Raw genomic sequence first — 18,866 nt, 5'->3', positions numbered from 1 at the left:
CCGGTCAAGGAAGAAACTCGGTGCTACGCACACAGTTGCTACCACGCCGCAAAGGTCAGTCGTATTAAAAAGCGGATCCATATATTTGCTCCTTAAGCAATATCAGGGGCAGCGCCCCATTGACGAATGAAAATGTCGCAATCGCGCAAAGCTGTCTTGATATCTTCAAGCTCTTTGCTGTCTAGCAAAATAGCATCTTGATTAAATGAGCCGCCAACCTACACCGCCTTCGTAGTCTGCGCGGTGACACTGACCGTGAAAGGCATGATCGCTGCGGCAACACTATTTGCAGTTGACAGCTTGCCATAAATATTGCCAACGCGGCCCAAAACTTCACCGCGCTTATATTCACCCATAGTTAAGGTAATAGGCTGGGTTTGCTCATTGCCTTCAATCAAATTATCAGGCTTAAAACTTGCAACTTTAATATTTGCATCAGGCATGCTTGCCTCCATTTATTTGCTGTGCAATCGCAGTAAGTGGCGCAGAGGTGTTAGGTGACGCTACACCATTGAATATTTTATCATTCGCGCTGCTATCGGCCGCAAGGCGATTAGCCAGTGTTGCAGATGATGGTTCCGAGGCAATATTGCTTGCAACAAAATTGACGACGGAGCTTGCTTTCATCGTTGGCGATTGGCAAGCAAGCTCAAGGGCGGCAACAAGACGCTTTGCATTGCCTTTAATGCCATCGGCTGAGGTAATTGCTTCAATGCGGCTCATGGCTTTTTTCTCGCCCATTGCTTCGCCTTCTTGACGAGCTTTTGCGAGCGCTTGAATATGGGCCTCAAGCGACATTTGTTTATCAGCTTGCGGCACCTCGCCGCTCAGCGCAGCGTTGTTTTCGTCATCCATTAATTTACTCCCTGTTCGGATTTGTTTGGTTTTGGCTGAGACTAATGCTTTTGCGCGTGACAATTCATCGATAACGCTATCAAACGTGCCAAGGCGATCAGCAAGGCCAGCTTCAACAGCGGCTTCACCAATAAAGGTGCGTGCTTCAGTTCTCTTAGCCGCCGCAATGGTAAGGCGATTGCCACGGCCTTTGGCAACATGCTTCAAAAACAGCCCATAAAACATATCAACTTCAGCTTGCAGGTCAGCTTTTACTGTATCGGTTAGCGGCTCTAGCGAATTACCGTCTGCCTTGTGCTCTCCAGCATGGATAAGTGTTGGCGTTATGCCGTTTAAATCAAGCTGGCGGCTAAAATCGGTATGGAGTAACACAACGCCAATTGAGCCACAAATGCCCGTTTCTGTAGTGACAATTTCATTTGCAGCTGAGGCAATAGCATAAGCTGCAGAACAAGCCATGCCATTGACAACAGCAATGACTTTCTTTTTAAGTGACAACTGCCTTACTTGTGCAGCAAGCTCAAAACAGCCGACTGCTTCACCACCAGGTGATTGAATATCAAGCACAATAGATTGTACCTTGTCGTCATTCATTGCGGTTTTAATTTGGTGCGCTAATCCTTCATAAGAAATAAGTCCAGATTGAGCACCAATCCATGCACCGCGATTAACGAGTGAGCCTAAAATGGAAATAATAGCTATACCGTTTTGCGTAACGCTATAGGGTTTCCCAATGACGCGTCCTTCCTCGTCACGCGCAATAGGCTCTCCTTCAAATCTGCTTGCTACAGGTAAGCTTGATCGATTTGTTATTACTGATAAAATAACTTGCGCTTTATCTGGGGTGAGCAATAGCGGTCGATTTAAAATGCGCTCAGCAATATGTAAAAATTGTGTCATCAAACAATCCTAATAAGAGCGCCAACCTGAGGTAATAGCATGACGACGTGAGCGGCGTGTTTGCTTTGCCATACACTCTGCTTTTAGCTCAGCGATCCGCGCTTTAAGGGAAGCGATATTAATCGCTGTAAATTGCACTTCATCTTCACCAAAGCGGCTGCGTACGACTTTTTCACCAATCAGCAAACGATCAAGCGCATTTTGCATCTTTGGCCAAACCGCACAGGGGTCAGACATATCAATGCCATCAAAAAGTGATGCCATATTTAATCCTCTATTTCGTCAGCTAAGCTTGGCGCTGTGTTTTCTGCAAAAGGCTCACTTAAGCCCTTATTGATACGGCTTGCTTTTTCGCGGGCCAGTTGCTCGTGCACATCTTCATGGTCGACACCAAGATCATTACAAATCATTTCTTGGCTAATAACGCCCAGTTTGTACCAAGTCTCATGGGCACGGGCGGCCTTATAATCATCTGCTTGTGGCTTTGGTGGGCCGCGCCAATCGCTGCGCGTTAAAGCGGTGCGGTTTTTAACAAATGTATCAATGCCGCCCGGCAATGGTATGCGCCCTGCGTCAATTTCTTCCTCTAACCATGCACCATAAACGGTTTGTGAAAAACGCCCAGGCAAGTGACGGCGACGATATTCCATCAGCGGCCACTTTTTAGCTATCCCCATGCGCACCGATGAATAAGTGTCACCACGAAAATCACCAGTTAAATCGGACGGCATAACACCAAGGCAAGCTGCAACTTCACGCAATAGGAAATTTGAAAACGCCTCATAGGTGGAGTTTGGGTGTTCACTTGCATGCAGCTTTAATTTTTCACCGGTTAATAGATGCGCAATTTTGCCGTGGCGGCCTAGGTCGATATTAACATTCTCATACCATGCCATTTTTTTATCAAGCAGCACGTCTAAAGAATCTTCGCCGCCCTCTATAATTTCACTTTCGCCTTGCAGTGCCTGCATGACTTCATTGGTTGGGTAATCACTTTCAATCGTGGCTGCAAAAATTGCATGGATCATGGCAGCTGTTAAGGTTGCATCAGCCAATTGGTCATATTGGCGGACAATCTTTAAAGCTGGCGCCAATGGTGTAATACCGCGTAGCTGCCCCGCTGAACCGTCAAAAATATGGATAATGCGCGGGCGGCCATATTGATCGCGCGCTGCGCGGCGTTGCTCATGCTCTATGCCGTAACCATCTTTTATTTTAAAGGCATAGCCAATGGGCAGGCCATTATCATCAGTATAAACACCATCTTTTAAATTTTCACTGGCACTACTTTTTTGTGATAACCAATGGCTTGGCATAAGCTGTACTTTGGTAATGCTATGCGCGCCTTCGCGGTTGACTTCTTTGACCCTCCCCACTATTTCACCAGTGGCGATCCACTGCCTGATAGCGGCAGCTTCCAACTGCGCCATGGTATAGCGGCCAGCAAGATCACATTCGTAAGAATCCGAAGCCCATGCCCCATCTTGTTTCAACAAGCCTTGCCCAGCTAGATGTTTCTTCTTTATTCCATTTGAAACAGGTGAGGTCTGGCTTGGCATTTAGACGCAAACCAGAGCCAATCATTGATGTCACAATTTGTTCGACAGCACCAGCAATCCAACCACTATTTATACTAGCGTCATTCGCTCTTGCATTGGCTGCATACCAAGCAACCGAAATATCATCAGCGCGATCACGTAAGACTGGCGTGCCTTTAAACGACCCAATTGACTGAGCAAAGCCGGGTTCACCACGCAAATAGCCAGCCTTAGGCATATTTCTTGTTTCTAAGTTAAGCTTTCGTGAGCCTGCTTTAACGCGGATTCTTGGCTTTTCTTGTTGCATTTTACCCACTAACTATTTGTTTAAAATTGCAGATTTTTCAGCCCAAGAACTGCGTTGTTTCTTTTTCTTAACTTGTTGTTTGGCAAATGGCCCATCAATCGGTTTATTGAATAAATCGGGCTCTGCAGGCTGGCCATGCACTTGCAATAGTAAATCTGCCCAGCGTTCTTGCGTAAGGCGCAATTTATGTTCTAAATGCCAACCAAGGGCAAAGCCGTAAACAGTCATGTCAAACCAGTCATTTTCGCGCCCGACGATCTTTTTCCATTCTCGCGGTGCGCGTGAACTTATTAATTTACGTGAGCGGCGATTGACGGATGCGCGCGCTTCTTCATCGGGGTCAACCAAACGCTCAGCGGTAATTTCCTGCGCAAAGCCTTCATCACATAGATCTGGCGGCAAATGCAGCACATTGCGTGGCCATGCACCTTTGCTATCTTGCCCTTGCATAAAATTGGCAAGCGATGCGACAACTTCTGTTTTAACGTCATAATTGCCAACGGGATAAAGCTGAACTTTAGCAATGAGCCGCCGATTATGATCTCTTACATCACGTTTCACTGGTGTGCCAAGCCAAGGCAGACCTTTGGGAGCGCGCCCATCAAGGGCATAAACATTGGCGCGGCTTGCGGCTGTTTATGCGCGGGCTAATAAGTTAAAAGCACAACAACCCAAGATTAAAGAATCGAAGGATCAAACGGCAAGGCAATCCGATTGAGCTGTTCCCACTGCCACCATAAACCACCGCCAGAGCCATAGCGCGGACGGCTATTAGCATGCCCCATCAATGCCATACGCAATTCATGATCGACATCGGCCTCTTTCATTCTATCTTCAAAAGCATGTCTAAATGAGTAGATTACTTGATTCTCATTTTCAAATAGGCCATTTTCTCTAAAAAACTTATTAAGCGTGTTGGATAAGGTTGTTTCTTTATCTCTATATCGTGTAAAGCCGTTGTGATGTAGCTTTATAGCCTCTAATGCTAGGCCAATAAGCGGAATGCGCCTAACGCTGGAGTTTGTTTTTATCTCGCGTGGATCTGCGGGGTCTATTCGCGGTGCTATTTCAATAAAGGGTACTTCGCCATCAAGATGAATATTCTCATCGCCAAGATTGCAAATTTCTCCAAGGCGCGTGCCCGTATCTGCTAAAATAAAAACCACGTGACGCGCTTCGTCATTTAGCTTTGCCAAAGCACTTGGTTGGTAAATCTTGCTTTTGATCCAATTGATAGAAAACGGCGGGCGTGATTTCTTTACTTCTTTAAAGGATAGGTTAGCCAAGGGGTTATTATAGTCTTGTTGGCCAAGATGAGAAAAATATGAGCTTAGAAAAACGCGGGCATTGCCAATTTGCCGGTTGCCCCATGATGCAGAGTGCGATGGTTTGCGATCTTTAGGCACTACTGATTCTGAAAGTTTTCTATAAAATAATAAAGCATCTTCGCGTGTGACCTGGCTAATTTCTTTATCACCAACCGCATCGCGGAATAAGCGCAGGGTGGCGCGGCGCTCTTTTAGCCAACGCTCTTTTTGCCCTTGGCTTTTGCCAGTCAATGTATGGGGGACGATATCTGAAAAATATAATTTTTCGGCTGCTTGCAGCGAATTTTGCGGCGCTGCGTATTTGCCAAGCAAACTTTGTGCAATTTGTGTAGGCATTGGCTTTTCAGTTAAAGCTGAAAAACGGCTAATAATTTCTTCCAATGATGCCTTGGCAAGATCACCAGCTGTTTTATAAGCGAAGCCAAAAGCCTCAGCCTGCCTTACGGCCACGTTATATTGTTCCATTGCTTGCAGGTTATCGGTGCCAAGCATTAAGGCTGCCCATAAAGCATTGTCAGCTTTTTCATGGATGTCTCGCTTGGCGCGGGCAATAATAAGGTAACTGGTATGAAGCGCTGTTTGGATAATTGGGCTACGTTTATCTAGATCAATAATGGTTTTTGGCACCCGTCTTTTATAGACATAATTGCCATTGCGCAGCATAAGATAACGGTCTTGATTTGTAGCCCTTGCCCCCACGGTCATACTCTTTTCAAACATATTGTGTGACATTTAGTATGTCATAGTGTGTGGCAAAATAGAGTAAATATCAAGATAGGAAAAATTTTTAATTTAAAAAAACAATAAAATCAATGGTTTATGATTTTTTGTGTGGTGCCGCAGAAGGGAATCGAACCCCCGACCCCATCATTACGAATGATGTGCTCTACCGACTGAGCTACTGCGGCGAATTTTGCTTTTTGGCAAAACGGATGATTGGCAATCCAATTAGCTAAATCTTGATATGAATGCAAGCCTTGAAGTGGAATTTTATTTTAAATAATAACAAGAATAAATTTATCAAATTTGCATTTTAATAATTTTACCTAATATTATCGAACAGTTAGAGCCAAGCATATTGCCGCAATGTCCCTTTTGTCTATCTGTCAAACAGATTAAAGGGCACTATCATATTCAATAAAAATAAAATTCTTTCTGCCTATTACATTGGAATAGCCCAATTAAAATGATAAGCATTTAAGTTCAAAAGAGTCGCAATCGGCTTGCCAAAACTTACCCTTTTAAATGGGCAGGAAATTCGGAGTAATAAGATGTCTTCACCGGTGGTCACACGTTTTGCCCCATCCCCAACTGGTTTTCTACATATTGGCGGTGCAAGAACTGCTTTATTTAATTGGCTATATGCTAAGCATTGCAATGGTAAAATGCTATTGCGAATTGAAGATACTGATCGCGAACGCTCCACAGATGCCGCCGTCCATGCCATTTTAGAAGGATTAACGTGGCTTGGTCTTGACTGGGATGGTGATGCCATATCGCAGTTTGCCCGTGTTGAGCGTCATCGCCAAGTTGCTGAGGAATTGGTTGCCAAGGGAAAAGCTTATTATTGCTATACAAGCCCTGAAGAATTGACGCAAATGCGTGAAACTGCGCGAGCAGAAGGCAAACCACCACGTTATGATGGTCGTTGGAGAGATCGTGATGTATCTGAAGCGCCTGAAGGTGTTAAGCCAGTAATTCGTATTAAAGCACCTGTTGATGGCGAAACTGTTGTGCGTGATCATGTGCAGGGTGAAGTGCGTTTTCCTAATAAAGACCTTGATGATTTTATCATTCTGCGTTCTGACGGCACACCAACTTATATGCATGCGGTTGTTGTCGATGATCATGATATGGGCGTTACCCATATCATTCGTGGTGATGATCATTTAACCAATTCAGCGCGTCAAACTATTATTTATAAAGCAATGGATTGGAATATTCCGCAAATGGCACATATTCCACTTATTCATGGTGCTGATGGCGCTAAATTATCAAAGCGCCACGGTGCGCTTGGAGTTGAAGCCTATCGTGCTATGGGATATTTGCCAGTTGCATTGCGCAATTATCTCGTTCGCTTGGGGTGGAGCCATGGCGATGATGAAATTATGACAATGGATGAAATGATCTCTTGGTTTGATATTGGTGATATCAATAAAGGTGCATCACGTTTTGACTTTAAAAAGCTTGAAGCAATTAATGGTCAATATATTAGGGCAAGCGATGATCTATTTTTGCTTGAAAGCGCGATTGACATTTTGCCTGAGGTTGAAGGTGGTGCCGATATTCTCGCAAAGCTCGACGATGATAAGCGCGCGCAGTTTCTCGCCGCTATGCCGGGATTAAAAGCAAGAGCTAAAACATTGGTTGAATTAATTGATGGTGCGGCATTTATTTTTGCCGAACGCCCATTAAAACTTGATGAAAAAGCTGGATCTCTTCTTAATAACGAAGGAAAAGCTATTCTTGCAGCTACTTTGCCAGTATTGGAAAATTGCAATGAATGGAGCGACGAGGCTCTGCATGCTGCAATTAATGCTCATAGCGAAGCAAGTGGTTTGAAGCTTGGTAAGATTGCTCAACCTTTGCGCGCTGCACTAACCGGTAGGGCAATATCTCCAGGTGTATTTGACGTATTAGCTGTACTTGGAAAAGATGAATCCATCGCGCGGGTAAAAGACCAGTTATAATCAGTTCAATTTTTAAAAATTCAAATGAACTTAACCAATATTATGTGAGATTATAAATTCTGCAAATTAGAATTTTACTATCAGTTGTACTTATAATCTCGCATAGCAGATTTAGAGCGTGTAAAAACTAAGCTATTATTTTATTTAAAGTGCTTTAAATGTGCGTGGAAGCTGTTATTGTAAAAACAGGAGGAGTTTTTATAATCATGCATTGAGTTGTTATAAATTAAAATCCCCCAATAATTTGGTACTCATTGCGCATGGGGGCACAGGTGAAAATTCTTTATTTTAATAGACTATAAGTTGCGTGAAATAGATAGATTTGGTGGTTAAATCAACTAAACGCTACCTAAAAAGTTTTGTTGATCACTTAATTATCATTTTAATATAAGCTTCAATTGGATCTATTACTAATTAAAAGATTTTATCACGGAGCTGTGACACATATCACGTAAATAATATAAATTTGACGTTGCAACTAAAATGATTTTGAGTAGGCTGTCCGTGATACTCAATTAATAAAAAATTTTTATTAGCAATGAAATTGCATACTCCATTCCAATGGGATGAGGATTTGAAAGGGAAAATCATGTCTGATAATAGCGCTCATATTATGGTCGAAGGAAAATCGATCGAATTACCAGTGCGAAAGGGTACTTTGGGACCCGATGTTATTGAAATTGCCCCCCTTTATAAGGAAACGGGTACTTTTACCTATGATCCAGGTTTCACATCTACCGCATCATGCGAATCGAAAATTACGTATATTGATGGCGATGCAGGTGTTCTTCTTTATCGCGGCTATCCAATCGAGCAATTAGCAGAGCAGGGCGACTTTTTAGAAACATGCTATCTTCTTCTTTATGGCGAATTACCAACGGCCGCACAAAAAGCTGATTTTGATTATCGTGTGCAACACCACAATATGATGCATGAGCAATTTGCTCGTTTTTTCCAAGGATTCCGTCGTGATTCCCACCCAATGGCTGTAATGGTTGCATGTCTTGGCGCTATGTCGGCATTCTACCACGATTCAATTGATATCACTGATCCACATCAACGCATGGTGGCGTCAATCCGCCTTGTTGCGAAAGTGCCAACCCTTGCTGCCATGGCTTATAAATATTCAATAGGCCAGCCTTTTGTCTATCCACGCAATTCGCTTGATTACGCATCAAACTTCCTTCATATGTGCTTTGCTGTGCCTTGTGAGGAGTATGTGGTTAACCCCATACTAGGCCGCGCTATGGATCGTATTTTCACGCTCCATGCCGATCATGAGCAAAATGCTTCAACATCTACAGTGCGTTTGGCTGGTTCTTCGGGTGCGAATCCATTTGCTTGTATTGCTGCAGGCGTTGCTTGCCTTTGGGGCCCTGCACATGGTGGTGCCAATGAAGCTTGCTTGAAAATGCTTGAAGAAATTGGCTCTGTAGATCGTATCCCTGAATTTATTGCGCGCGCTAAAGATAAAGATGATCCGTTCCGCCTTATGGGCTTTGGTCATCGTGTTTATAAGAATTATGATCCTCGTGCTCGCATCATGCAGCAAACATGCCACGAAGTGCTTACAGAACTTGGCATTAAAGATGATCCACTTCTTGACATTGCTATGGAACTTGAAAAAATCGCGCTGCATGATCCATATTTTGTTGAAAAGAAGCTTTATCCCAATGTTGACTTTTATTCAGGTATTACTTTGAAGGCTCTCGGCTTCCCAACCAATATGTTTACGGTTCTATTTGCATTAGCTCGCAGTGTTGGCTGGGTTGCGCAATGGATGGAAATGATTGAAGATCCAGCACAAAAAATTGGCCGTCCACGTCAGTTATATACGGGCGCAGCAGAACGCGATTATGTTGCTGTTGATAAACGCTAAACTTGTGAAGACGAGTTAATTTAAAATTAAGCCTCTTACAATTAATTTTGTAAGAGGCTTTTTGATCGTTCTGGCTTAAATATCACTATGATTTAATTACTTAGCCTATGAGGCTAAACGATCAGATAGATAATTTTCCAATGCTTCACGTTGTTGATCATTAAAACGTAGGCCCAACTTGGTGCGTCGCCATAAAATATCGTTGGCGGTTTTTGCCCATTCTTGTGCGATTAGCCACTCTACTTCAACCTCAAATAATCCATGACCAAAATCATGGCCAAAACTATTATTTTCCTTGTTAAAAATATGGAAAACATCAGTCCCGTAGCCACTTGTCAAACGGTGAATGGTAAAAGCGTCCAACGTCGGCAACATTTTAGCTATAGTTTTTTCTAAGCCATCAAAATCACCATGGGGGAAATCTCCGCCTGGTAAACAAACATTCGCAGTCCATTTTCTTTTGCGTTTTCCAAGATGTTTTTCAATAAACACCATCGCATCTTCGGCAAGCTTGCGAAAAGTCGTCATTTTGCCGCCATATAAAGTTAGGAGCGGTAGTTTGACATCGGCAAGTTTTAAAAGATAATCGCGGCTAGTTTCCTGAGCATTTTTTTCTCCGCTATCATATAAAGCTCTAATTCCAGAAAAGGACCAGATTACCTTTTCTGGATCAATTTGCTGCATGAAATATTCGTTTGATGCGGCACATAAATAATCTATCTCGTGAGGTGTAATTTTTACTCTACTAGGATCACCGTGATAATCTATATCGGTTGTGCCGATAAGGGTGAAATCTTGCTGAAAGGGTATTGCAAAAAGGACGCGTTTATCGGCATTTTGAAACATATAAGCTTGATCATGTTGATATAGGCGCGGTACAACAATATGAGAGCCTTGCACAAGCCTTATAGGCGAATGGTTCTTTATATTTGCAACGTCGCTCAATATACTATCCATCCAAGCTCCGGCCATATTTACCAAAAAACTTGCGGTCAAATGGCGTTCCTGTCTTTGTCCTTCACGTTGCACGGTGATGTGCCATTTATCATTTTCAATTTTTACGGCAATGACTTTACTCCGTACACATATATCTGCCCCCAATTGTTGCGCATGGCGGGCATTTAAAATAGCAAGGCGCGCATCATCAACTTGCGTATCATAATATTCAAAACCTTTATCATAATTGGGTTTTAACGGATTTTGAGCCAAATCAGCCAAATTAACTGATCGCGCGTGGTGAAGTTCGCTGCGTCCAGCCAAGCGACCATAAATAAACATACCCATATTTAATAACCATTTAGGCCTAATATTGCTATGGTGGGGTAACAAAAATTGCAGTGGCTGCACAATATGGGGTGCAATTTTCCAAATGGTTTCGCGTTCTTTTAAACCATCGCGAACCAAATTAAAGGCGCCTTGCTCAAGATAACGCAAACCACCATGAATAAGCTTGGTTGATGCCGATGATGCGCCGGATGCAAGGTCATTCATTTCCGCAAGGCAAACACTAAAGCCACGGCCAGCCGCATCACGGGCTAAACCGCAGCCATTAATTCCTCCACCAATAATAAACACATCAAAATGTTTTATCATTAAAGTACCTTGCTTAAACTACATAGATTGATGTAAATTGATATAAATAAATATTGATATTGTTTTTACTTATAATTATATTGAATTAATTTGATATAATTATTATTGAAATACAATTTGATTTAAATTAAGTAATAAAAATCTATATTATATTTATAATAAAAAAATTTAACTCACATAAAATATAATTTAAATATTTTATAATTGTCGCTATTGTTTCACGCTTAAATGACAATATGAAGAAAAAAAATAAAAAAAACACTCATACATAAAAAAATGCACTTTTTTGATAAGTTGTTGTTATATATTAAAAATACTGTCGTGAAAAATACATTTTTGTAAGGATATTTAGTGAAATAATGCAGGAGGGCGGTAATCTTGCTGCGGTAGTTAGGCAGTATTTGCATCTACAATAACAGCAATACAGTAGAATAAATGTTACGGAAAAAAAAGAAAAATAGTCTTGGAGTATGGGCAGACTTTATAGTTAAAGCGAGTGTATTTAGCTGTAATTAATCACCAATAATATATATTGGGAAGATCAATAAAGCATTTTTTACATTAAGTGCCGATATTAAACGTTTTTATCGCTTTTTAATGGCAGATAGTGGTAGGCTCGGTTTAAATAGATTAAAGCATCATCGGCGTCAGCTATTTGAATATCAACGACAGCACCGTAAAGCACATAATGAGTGTCATGTTCATGCCAACCAACAAGTCGGCAATCAAATGAAGCGAGCGCGCCAATTAGAGCTGGTGCTCCCGTTTTTAAAGTCTGCCATTTAGCCTTTTCAAAACGCTCTTCTGGCGGAATAGTGGTGCGCCCGCCAAATATATCAGAAAGATTTTGTGAATTACTTGCGAGTGTATTTATACAAAATCGACCATTGTCGATAAAAAAGCGATTATTTGAATGAGTTTTCATTAAGCACACCAATAGTGTAGGCGGCGAATCTGATAACGAGCAGCAAGCTGATATAGTGGTAGCTCGCTTTCCAGCAAGTCCATCAGTTGTTACAATATGGACAGCAGCTGCAAAATGGCTCATCGCATCGCGATAAGATTGCGATGCAATTGGCTCCATTTTTTCTAATTCAATCGTGTTAATTGGGTCAGTCATAAAATACGTCCATATTAATTTCACTTTTAATCAAGAGTTTTTTAGGAATACCTTGAAAAAATAATGATATAGTTTTACCGCAGTCATGCTTAATCACCGATAAGGTCTAGTTTAATTTATAAAGCTTGTGAAGAGCTTGAATACAACCATAAAGAAAAAGATTGGTCTTTTTAGAACATTTATAAAATAACGCAGATCTTAATATAGGGAAGGTAATATGGCACGCATTGATTTGGTTCTAGGAGGAACGCGTTCTGGAAAATCAGTATTCGCAGAAAATTTAGTTTTACAAACAGATTTAACAGCGGTTTATTTAGCGACAGCACAAGCCTTCGATGACGAGATGAAAAGTCGAATTCAGTTGCACAAAGAACGGCGAAAAGATTATTGGCAAACTTTAGAATGTCCATTAGAGTTGGGTGTAGCACTCAAAAACTTGAATAGCCCGGATAATATTATTCTGGTTGATTGCTTGACATTATGGCTTAGCAATTTAATGCTTAATGGCTATGATATTGCAGCCTATCAAAATGCTTTGTTAAACCAACTTGAAAACAATCAATCCCATCTTGTTTTTGTTGCTAATGAAGTAGGCTTGGGTATAGTGCCAGACAACAAACTAGGCCGGCAGTTTCGCGACTTTGCCGGTGAGCTCAATCAAAAAATTGCTAGCTATGCTGATAATGTTTATTTTATTGCAGCAGGACTTCCAATCCAATTAAAGGGTAATTAGTTATGACATTACTAACAACCAAAATTCCGACCACCGTCATCACAGGTTTTTTGGGATCTGGTAAAACAACTATGATCCGTCATTTGCTTGAAAATGCGAATGGTAAACGGATAGCTTTGATTATTAATGAATTTGGTGATTTTGGCGTTGATGGTAATCTGCTTAAAAGTTGTGGAATTGAAAATTGCAAGGAAGAAGATGTTATCGAGCTAAATAATGGTTGTATTTGTTGTACCGTTGCTGATGATTTTATACCTGCAATGACCAAGATATTGGCACGTAGTGAGCGGCCTGATCATATTATTATTGAAACATCTGGGCTTGCCCTGCCTCAGCCCTTGGTGGCAGCTTTTAATTGGCCTGAAATTAAAACATCCGTAACCGTTGATGGCGTTATTACCGTTGTTGATAGTGCGGCGGTTGCTGAGGGACGCTTTGCCGATGACCATGATAAGATTGCTGCCCAACGTGCAACTGATGAATCGCTAGACCATGAAAGCCCATTAGAAGAACTCTTTGAAGACCAAATAAAGGCTGCGGACCTCATTGTCTTGAATAAAACTGACTTAATTGATGAGCAGCAATTAGCAGAAGTTAAAGAAACTATTGCAGCCCATGGCGAACGGGTTGCTAATATGGTTGCTGCTAATTTTGGCAAACTTGGTGCAGATATATTGCTTGGTTTAAATATTGGCACAGAAAGCGACATTGAAAATCGTAAATCCCATCATGAGATGCATCATGAAGAAGGGGAAGCCCATAGTCATGATGAATTTGAGAGTTTTGTGGTTGAGCTTGGTGAAATCACCAATCCAAGCCTTTTTGTTGATAGATTAAAAAATATTATAAGTGACAATGATATTTTACGCCTTAAGGGTTTTATGGCGGTTAAAGGCAAAGCCATGCGCCTTGTTGTTCAAGCTGTTGGCAGTCGTATTCAACATTACTATGATCGTCCACTTAATGAAGGTGAAAAGGGTTTAAGTCGCTTAGTTGTGATTGGATTGCATGATATGGATGCTACAAAAATTACAAACTCCATTCAACAACTAGCTGATAAGACCTAATAATGCATCTTTTACTGGCGCAAAAAGGTGCAATCAGCGACGCTGATGAGGCAATTGATCTTGGCCAATCGGCAGGTGAGGTTATTTTTCTATCATCGGCTGATACGGAGTTATGCAGCTTAGCCGCAGCGAAATCTGTGCTTTTAGATAAAGCTTATTCATTACGCTTAGCAAATTTAATGGCTCTTTCACACCCGATGTCGGTGGACCAGTATGTTGAGCGAACCGCAAAATTCGCTCGCCTTATTGTTGTACGTGTTATTGGCGGCGTAAGTTATTGGCCCTATGGTTTGGAAACGCTTTACGCTGCCGCTTGTGAGCATGATATTAAATTGGTGGTTTTGCCAGGTGATGATAAACCAGATCCAACTTTGATGCGTTTTTGTAACATTGCTCGCCAAGATTGCGATGCCTTATGGCAGTATTTGATTGAAGGTGGCAGCTTTAATGCCCAGAATTTTCTCAAATATTGTGGTTTTATATTAGGAAAAAATGAACGTCCAATTGACGCAAAACCTTTAATGAAAGCGGGACTTTGGTGGCCCAATCTTGCTAATCCTAGCTTGACAGAAATTCAAAAAAATTGGCAAGGAAATGGGTTAGTTGCCAATAGTCCTATTGTGCCAATAACTTTTTACCGCGCTCTTGTTCAAAGTGGACAAACTGAGCCTATTGCAGCAATAGTGGAAGCTTTACAGCAGCGCGGTGTTGCACCGTTGCCACTTTTTTTAAGCAGTTTAAAAGACAGTTTAAGCGTTGCTATCCTTGAAGAATTGTTAAGCCAGTGCCCACCAGCGCTTATTCTCAATACAACGGGTTTTGCAGTTTCGTCATTAAATGGCGACGCAACCGGTACAGTGCTTGATAAATATCATAATATGGTATTGCAAGTGGTTTTATCAGGTAGTGATAAGGCGACTTGGCAATCATCAACTCGTGGTTTGCCAGCACGAGACATTGCCATGAATGTCTCTTTGCCGGAAGTTGACGGCCGTGTTTTAACCCGTGCTATATCCTTTAAAGCGGCAGAGTTTTTCGACGAAGAGGTGGAAGCTAATATTATTCGCCACCAGATACAGCAGAATCGCGTTGATTTTGTTGCTGATTTAGCAAAAAATTGGATCAAACTTGGCAAAAAAACGCCAATTGAGCGAAAAATTGCATTAGTTATGGCCAATTATCCGGGGGGGGATGGCCGTTTGGGACATGGCGTTGGTCTTGATACACCTGCAGCCACCCATCTTGTATTGAATGCTCTACAAAATAATGGCTATGATGTTGAAAATATTCCTGAAACACCACTTGCTCTTATGGAAAAGCTGATCAAAGGGCCAACCAATGAAGGCGTAAAGGCCCGCATTATTTGTGTGTCCCTGTCTCTTGAGAATTATCGCCAATTATTTGCACAATTACCGCAGAACACACAAGCTGAAATGAATGAGCGCTGGGGGGACCCGCAGGGGGATGCATTTATTGTTGATGATGCTTTTGCGCTTCCCGTCCTGTTCTTTGGTAAAATAGTGGTTGCATTACAGCCTGAGCGAGCTTTTGGTATGGATGCCAAACAAGTTTACCATGCCCCTGATATTGCGCCATCACATCACTATATGGCATTTTATTTTTGGCTGCGCCATGTCTATGGGGCAGATGCCATTGTGCATATGGGTAAGCATGGCAATTTGGAATGGTTACCAGGTAAAGCATTAGCACTATCGCACAATTGTTATCCAGAATTAGCACTTGGTGCAACACCGCATATTTATCCCTTTATCGTCAATGATCCAGGTGAGGGGACACAAGCTAAACGCCGATCAAGTGCGGTGATAATCGATCACATGACACCGCCATTAACCCGCGCTGAAAGTTATGGGCCGCTTAAAGATTTAGAAATCTTGGTGGATGAATATTATGAGGCATCTGGAGTTGATCCCCGCCGCTTATTGAAGCTAAAAGACCAAATTTTACAACTGGTTGACATAACAGGTATTGGCAGTGACGCAGGAATTAAAGGGCAAGATGATGAGGATCTTGCCTTGCAAAAACTTGATGCTTTTTTATGTGATTTGAAAGAATTGCAAATTAGAGATGGTTTGCATGTTTTTGGTGCGGCGCCAACGGGCAAGCAATTAACGGATCTGTTAGTCGCTTTGGTACGTGTTCCGCGTGGTCAAAATGAAGATGGTAGCTTGCATCGTGCGATCGCTAATGATCTTGAATTAGGTTTTGATCCGTTAAATTGCGATATGGCAGCGCCTTGGCAAGGTAAACGGCCTCAAATCCTTGCAGATGTGACTGTTGATCCTTGGCGTAGTTTTGGTGATAGTGTTGAGCGTATCGAATTATTAGCGGCAAGTCTTGTTGATAAAACCATTATTTGTCCAGCTTGGCTCCCTCAAACTCAAATAATCTTAAAAAAAATTGATACGTTTTTGCGCCCTTTAGTCGAAAGCTGCGGTAATGCAGAAATGCAAGCTTTGCTTACCGCACTAAATGGCAAATTTGTTGCCCCCGGGCCATCCGGAGCGCCAACGCGGGGGCGACTTGATGTTTTACCGACGGGACGTAATTTTTACTCAGTTGATAACCGCGCCGTGCCAACCCCTGCTGCATGGGATTTGGGTTTTCGCTCTGCCGAATTGTTGATAAAACGCTATGTTCAAGATCATGGTGAATGGCCAAAAGCTTTAGGGCTTACTGTATGGGGTACGTCCAATATGCGCACGGGTGGCGATGATATTGCGCAGGCTTTAGCCCTAATCGGCGTTAAGCCTTTATGGGATATGGCATCACGACGGGTGACGGGATATGAAATTATACCTTTAGAAAAATTATGTCGTCCGCGTGTTGATGTCACATTGCGTATATCAGGTTTTTTCCGTGACGCATTTCCTGACCAATTGGTTTTGCTTGACCAAGCCATAAGAGCCGTTGGTGCGCTTGATGAAGAAGAGGCCTATAATCCGATCGCCGCTAATATGAAGGGAGATATAGCGCATTTCATGGAAGAAGGTTATGGATTAACCTATCAACAAGCGATCCAAAAGGCGGGCTATCGTATTTTTGGTGCAAAACCGGGTCATTATGGCACAGGGTTACAAGAGCTTCTTGATTCTGGCGAGTGGGATAAGCGAGATGATCTTGGAAAAGCATGGCTTGCTAATTCTGATCATGCCTATGGCATAGGTGAGGGGGAAACGGCAAGCGCAGAATTAAATGCCAGAATGGTTGCCTTGCAGTTGGTGGTACAAAATCAGGATAATAGAGAGCATGATTTACTAGATTCTGGTGAATATTATGCTTTTGAAGGTGGTATGGCTGCTGCAGCGGCAACACAATCAGGGCTATGGCCGCAAATTTATCATAATGATTTATCAAGGCCAGAACGCCCCCTTATCAAAACCTTGGAGGAAGAAATTGCCCGCACATTGCGTGGCCGTGCTATCAATCCCAAATGGATTGCAAGTGCCATGCGACATGGTTTTAAAGGGGGCGTAGAAATGGCAGCGAGTGTTGACTATCTTTTTGCGTTTGCAGCAACTACAAATGCCGTGCGTAGCGAACATTTTGAAGCAATTTATAATGCCTATATTAATGATGATATGGTTCGATCATTTTTAACTGAGCAAAATCCGGCAGCACTGCGTGAGATAGCACAAAAGCTAAATGAGGCTTTAGATCGTGGTCTTTGGATTGGGCGCTCCAATTCAGCTGCATTTCAACTGGAAGAATTACAAAATAAGGGTGAGTGACATGGATAAAACCACAATGACAACTGAGGAAATCAATGCCCGCCACGCGGAAAAAATGAAGAAGAAAAAAGCCGCCCGTGATCGAATGAATGAGGGAAAAACCGGTGAAAAAGGACTTTTGATTGTTAATACCGGTAAAGGTAAGGGCAAATCAACCGCTGGCTTTGGAATGGTTTTTCGTGCCCTTGGCCATAATATGAAAATTGGTGTTGTTCAATTTGTTAAAGGTTCACGCGCAACTGGCGAGCGTCTGGCCTTGGATAAATTTGGTGATCAAGTAACCGTTTTTGCGGCAGGCGAGGGCTTCACTTGGGAAACGCAAGACCGTGAAAAAGACATTGCTATGGCACGGGAAGCTTGGGAAGTTGCCAAGTCAATGATTTTGGATGAAAGTTACGATATGGTGCTTTGTGACGAGTTAAATATCGTTCTGCGTTATGACTATTTGCCTTTGGAAGAAGTGCTTGAAACCGTGCGTGAACGCCCATTCATGAAGCATGTTATTATTACTGGCCGCAATGCTAAGCAAGAGCTTATTGATGAAGCTGACCTTGTTACTGAAATGGAACTCATCAAGCATCCATTTCGCTCAGGCATAAAAGGACAAAAGGGAGTTGAGTTTTAAAATGGCAGCTTCTTGGCAGTTTTGGGCAGTTTTATCAGCAGTTTTTGCAGCATTAACCGCAATTTTTGCAAAAGTCGGTATTCATGGCATTAATTCTGATTTTGCTACGTTTATACGCACGCTGGTTATTGTGGCAGCACTCTGCCTTTTTTTAACCCTTACCGATCAATGGCATAAGCCAAGTGAAGTATCGGCTAAATCTTGGCTATTCCTCGTTTTATCAGGGCTTGCAACGGGGGCGTCATGGCTTGCTTATTTTAGAGCTTTGCAAATTGGCGATGCTTCAAGAGTTGCACCGGTTGATAAATTATCGGTTATTTTAGTCGCAATTTTTGGCGTTGCGTTTCTCGGTGAAAAACTATCTGGCATTAATTGGCTTGGCGTTGTTTTAATTGCTGGCGGCGTCATATTGTTATCTTTAAAGTTATGAGTTTTTTAAATTCATAACTTGCGATATTCGTAATTCACAAAGGGTATTGATA

Annotated in this window: 15 protein-coding genes, 1 tRNA gene and 1 pseudogene; 7 read left to right on the top strand and 10 right to left on the bottom strand. The window is 42.1% G+C overall.

Translation table 11 applies throughout. From position 1 onward, the window contains the following. Nucleotides 1–218: 218 nt before the first annotated feature. From N5852_RS07840 to N5852_RS07805, 8 genes and pseudogenes are all read right to left on the bottom strand, one after another. Nucleotides 219–443: a hypothetical protein gene (locus tag N5852_RS07840; protein WP_262097279.1), complete on the bottom strand. Its 225-nt coding sequence runs from the start codon at nt 441–443 to the stop codon at nt 219–221. After that, on the bottom strand, nt 436–1,755 hold the full coding sequence (locus N5852_RS07835) for a S49 family peptidase (RefSeq protein WP_262097277.1): 1,320 nt from the start codon (nt 1,753–1,755) through the stop codon (nt 436–438). The genes N5852_RS07840 and N5852_RS07835 overlap by 8 nt, the downstream gene beginning before the upstream one ends. A gap of 9 nt (nt 1,756–1,764) precedes the next feature. Then, complete coding sequence (locus N5852_RS07830; RefSeq protein ID WP_262097276.1) at nt 1,765–2,019, bottom strand: gpW family head-tail joining protein; 255 nt, start codon at nt 2,017–2,019, stop codon at nt 1,765–1,767. 2 nt (nt 2,020–2,021) lie between these two features. Continuing rightward, nucleotides 2,022–3,248, bottom strand: coding sequence for a phage portal protein (locus N5852_RS07825; protein WP_262097275.1), 1,227 nt, complete (start codon nt 3,246–3,248; stop codon nt 2,022–2,024). Next, nucleotides 3,205–3,600, bottom strand: a complete 396-nt coding sequence (locus tag N5852_RS07820; protein WP_262097274.1) for a phage portal protein — start codon at nt 3,598–3,600, stop codon at nt 3,205–3,207. Before N5852_RS07820 ends, N5852_RS07825 begins: the two co-directional genes overlap by 44 nt. Before the next feature lie 12 nt (nt 3,601–3,612). Further along, nucleotides 3,613–4,212 (bottom strand): annotated as a pseudogene (locus tag N5852_RS07815) (terminase gpA endonuclease subunit); the annotation flags it as partial. Between the two features lie 65 nt (nt 4,213–4,277). Continuing rightward, nucleotides 4,278–5,660 (bottom strand): site-specific integrase, encoded by a 1,383-nt coding sequence (locus tag N5852_RS07810; RefSeq protein WP_262097272.1) that lies wholly within the window; start codon nt 5,658–5,660, stop codon nt 4,278–4,280. Nucleotides 5,661–5,760: 100 nt separating this feature from the next. Next, nucleotides 5,761–5,836: transfer RNA gene (locus N5852_RS07805), tRNA-Thr, on the bottom strand. Nucleotides 5,837–6,199: 363 nt separating this feature from the next. Here N5852_RS07805 and gltX point away from each other — a divergent pair. Further along, a complete protein-coding gene (gene gltX, locus N5852_RS07800) occupies nt 6,200–7,618 on the top strand; it encodes a glutamate--tRNA ligase (protein WP_262097271.1) in 1,419 nt (472 codons plus the stop codon). Between the two features lie 589 nt (nt 7,619–8,207). After that, nucleotides 8,208–9,497 (top strand): citrate synthase, encoded by a 1,290-nt coding sequence (gltA, locus tag N5852_RS07795; RefSeq protein ID WP_262097270.1) that lies wholly within the window; start codon nt 8,208–8,210, stop codon nt 9,495–9,497. A gap of 105 nt (nt 9,498–9,602) precedes the next feature. Here the strand turns inward: gltA and glpD are convergent, their stop codons facing one another. Then, nucleotides 9,603–11,090 carry a glycerol-3-phosphate dehydrogenase gene (gene glpD, locus N5852_RS07790; RefSeq protein ID WP_262097268.1) on the bottom strand — a complete coding sequence of 496 codons (1,488 nt, stop codon included), beginning with the start codon at nt 11,088–11,090 and terminating at the stop codon, nt 9,603–9,605. 574 nt (nt 11,091–11,664) lie between these two features. Then, complete coding sequence (locus N5852_RS07785; RefSeq protein ID WP_262097267.1) at nt 11,665–12,210, bottom strand: flavin reductase family protein; 546 nt, start codon at nt 12,208–12,210, stop codon at nt 11,665–11,667. Between the two features lie 217 nt (nt 12,211–12,427). Here N5852_RS07785 and cobU point away from each other — a divergent pair, with 217 nt between their 5' ends. From cobU to N5852_RS07760, 5 genes are read left to right on the top strand one after another with little or no spacing between them, the layout of a single operon-like run. Next, complete coding sequence (cobU, locus tag N5852_RS07780; RefSeq protein WP_262097266.1) at nt 12,428–12,943, top strand: bifunctional adenosylcobinamide kinase/adenosylcobinamide-phosphate guanylyltransferase; 516 nt, start codon at nt 12,428–12,430, stop codon at nt 12,941–12,943. A 2-nt stretch (nt 12,944–12,945) separates the two neighbouring features. Beyond that, nucleotides 12,946–14,010, top strand: coding sequence for a cobalamin biosynthesis protein CobW (gene cobW / locus N5852_RS07775; RefSeq protein ID WP_262097265.1), 1,065 nt, complete (start codon nt 12,946–12,948; stop codon nt 14,008–14,010). A gap of 2 nt (nt 14,011–14,012) precedes the next feature. Next, the gene (cobN, locus tag N5852_RS07770) at nt 14,013–17,759 is read left to right on the top strand and encodes a cobaltochelatase subunit CobN (RefSeq protein ID WP_262097264.1); all 3,747 of its coding nucleotides are present in this window, start codon (nt 14,013–14,015) and stop codon (nt 17,757–17,759) included. A 1-nt stretch (nt 17,760) separates the two neighbouring features. Next, on the top strand, nt 17,761–18,384 hold the full coding sequence (cobO, locus tag N5852_RS07765; protein WP_262080459.1) for a cob(I)yrinic acid a,c-diamide adenosyltransferase: 624 nt from the start codon (nt 17,761–17,763) through the stop codon (nt 18,382–18,384). Nucleotide 18,385: 1 nt separating this feature from the next. Then, nucleotides 18,386–18,814: an EamA family transporter gene (locus N5852_RS07760; RefSeq protein WP_262097263.1), complete on the top strand. Its 429-nt coding sequence runs from the start codon at nt 18,386–18,388 to the stop codon at nt 18,812–18,814. Nucleotides 18,815–18,866 lie beyond the last annotated feature (52 nt).

The sequence above is a fragment of the Bartonella sp. HY328 genome (assembly GCF_025449335.1).
Lineage (GTDB): Bacteria > Pseudomonadota > Alphaproteobacteria > Rhizobiales > Rhizobiaceae > HY038.
Note: the sequence above shows the minus strand (reverse complement) of the source record. Positions and strands in the feature narration are given on the sequence as shown.

Excerpts from the sequence above, each read along its gene's own strand:
- N5852_RS07840 (WP_262097279.1), bottom strand. The coding sequence starts at position 443 with ATGCCTGATGCAAATATTAAAGTTGCAAGTTTTAAGCCTGATAATTTG.
- N5852_RS07835 (WP_262097277.1), bottom strand. The coding sequence starts at position 1,755 with ATGACACAATTTTTACATATTGCTGAGCGCATTTTAAATCGACCGCTA.
- N5852_RS07830 (WP_262097276.1), bottom strand. The coding sequence starts at position 2,019 with ATGGCATCACTTTTTGATGGCATTGATATGTCTGACCCCTGTGCGGTT.
- N5852_RS07820 (WP_262097274.1), bottom strand. The coding sequence starts at position 3,600 with ATGCAACAAGAAAAGCCAAGAATCCGCGTTAAAGCAGGCTCACGAAAG.
- N5852_RS07810 (WP_262097272.1), bottom strand. The coding sequence starts at position 5,660 with ATGTCACACAATATGTTTGAAAAGAGTATGACCGTGGGGGCAAGGGCT.
- gltX (WP_262097271.1), top strand. The coding sequence starts at position 6,200 with ATGTCTTCACCGGTGGTCACACGTTTTGCCCCATCCCCAACTGGTTTT.
- gltA (WP_262097270.1), top strand. The coding sequence starts at position 8,208 with ATGTCTGATAATAGCGCTCATATTATGGTCGAAGGAAAATCGATCGAA.
- glpD (WP_262097268.1), bottom strand. The coding sequence starts at position 11,090 with ATGATAAAACATTTTGATGTGTTTATTATTGGTGGAGGAATTAATGGC.
- N5852_RS07785 (WP_262097267.1), bottom strand. The coding sequence starts at position 12,210 with ATGACTGACCCAATTAACACGATTGAATTAGAAAAAATGGAGCCAATT.
- cobU (WP_262097266.1), top strand. The coding sequence starts at position 12,428 with ATGGCACGCATTGATTTGGTTCTAGGAGGAACGCGTTCTGGAAAATCA.
- cobW (WP_262097265.1), top strand. The coding sequence starts at position 12,946 with ATGACATTACTAACAACCAAAATTCCGACCACCGTCATCACAGGTTTT.
- cobN (WP_262097264.1), top strand. The coding sequence starts at position 14,013 with ATGCATCTTTTACTGGCGCAAAAAGGTGCAATCAGCGACGCTGATGAG.
- cobO (WP_262080459.1), top strand. The coding sequence starts at position 17,761 with ATGGATAAAACCACAATGACAACTGAGGAAATCAATGCCCGCCACGCG.
- N5852_RS07760 (WP_262097263.1), top strand. The coding sequence starts at position 18,386 with ATGGCAGCTTCTTGGCAGTTTTGGGCAGTTTTATCAGCAGTTTTTGCA.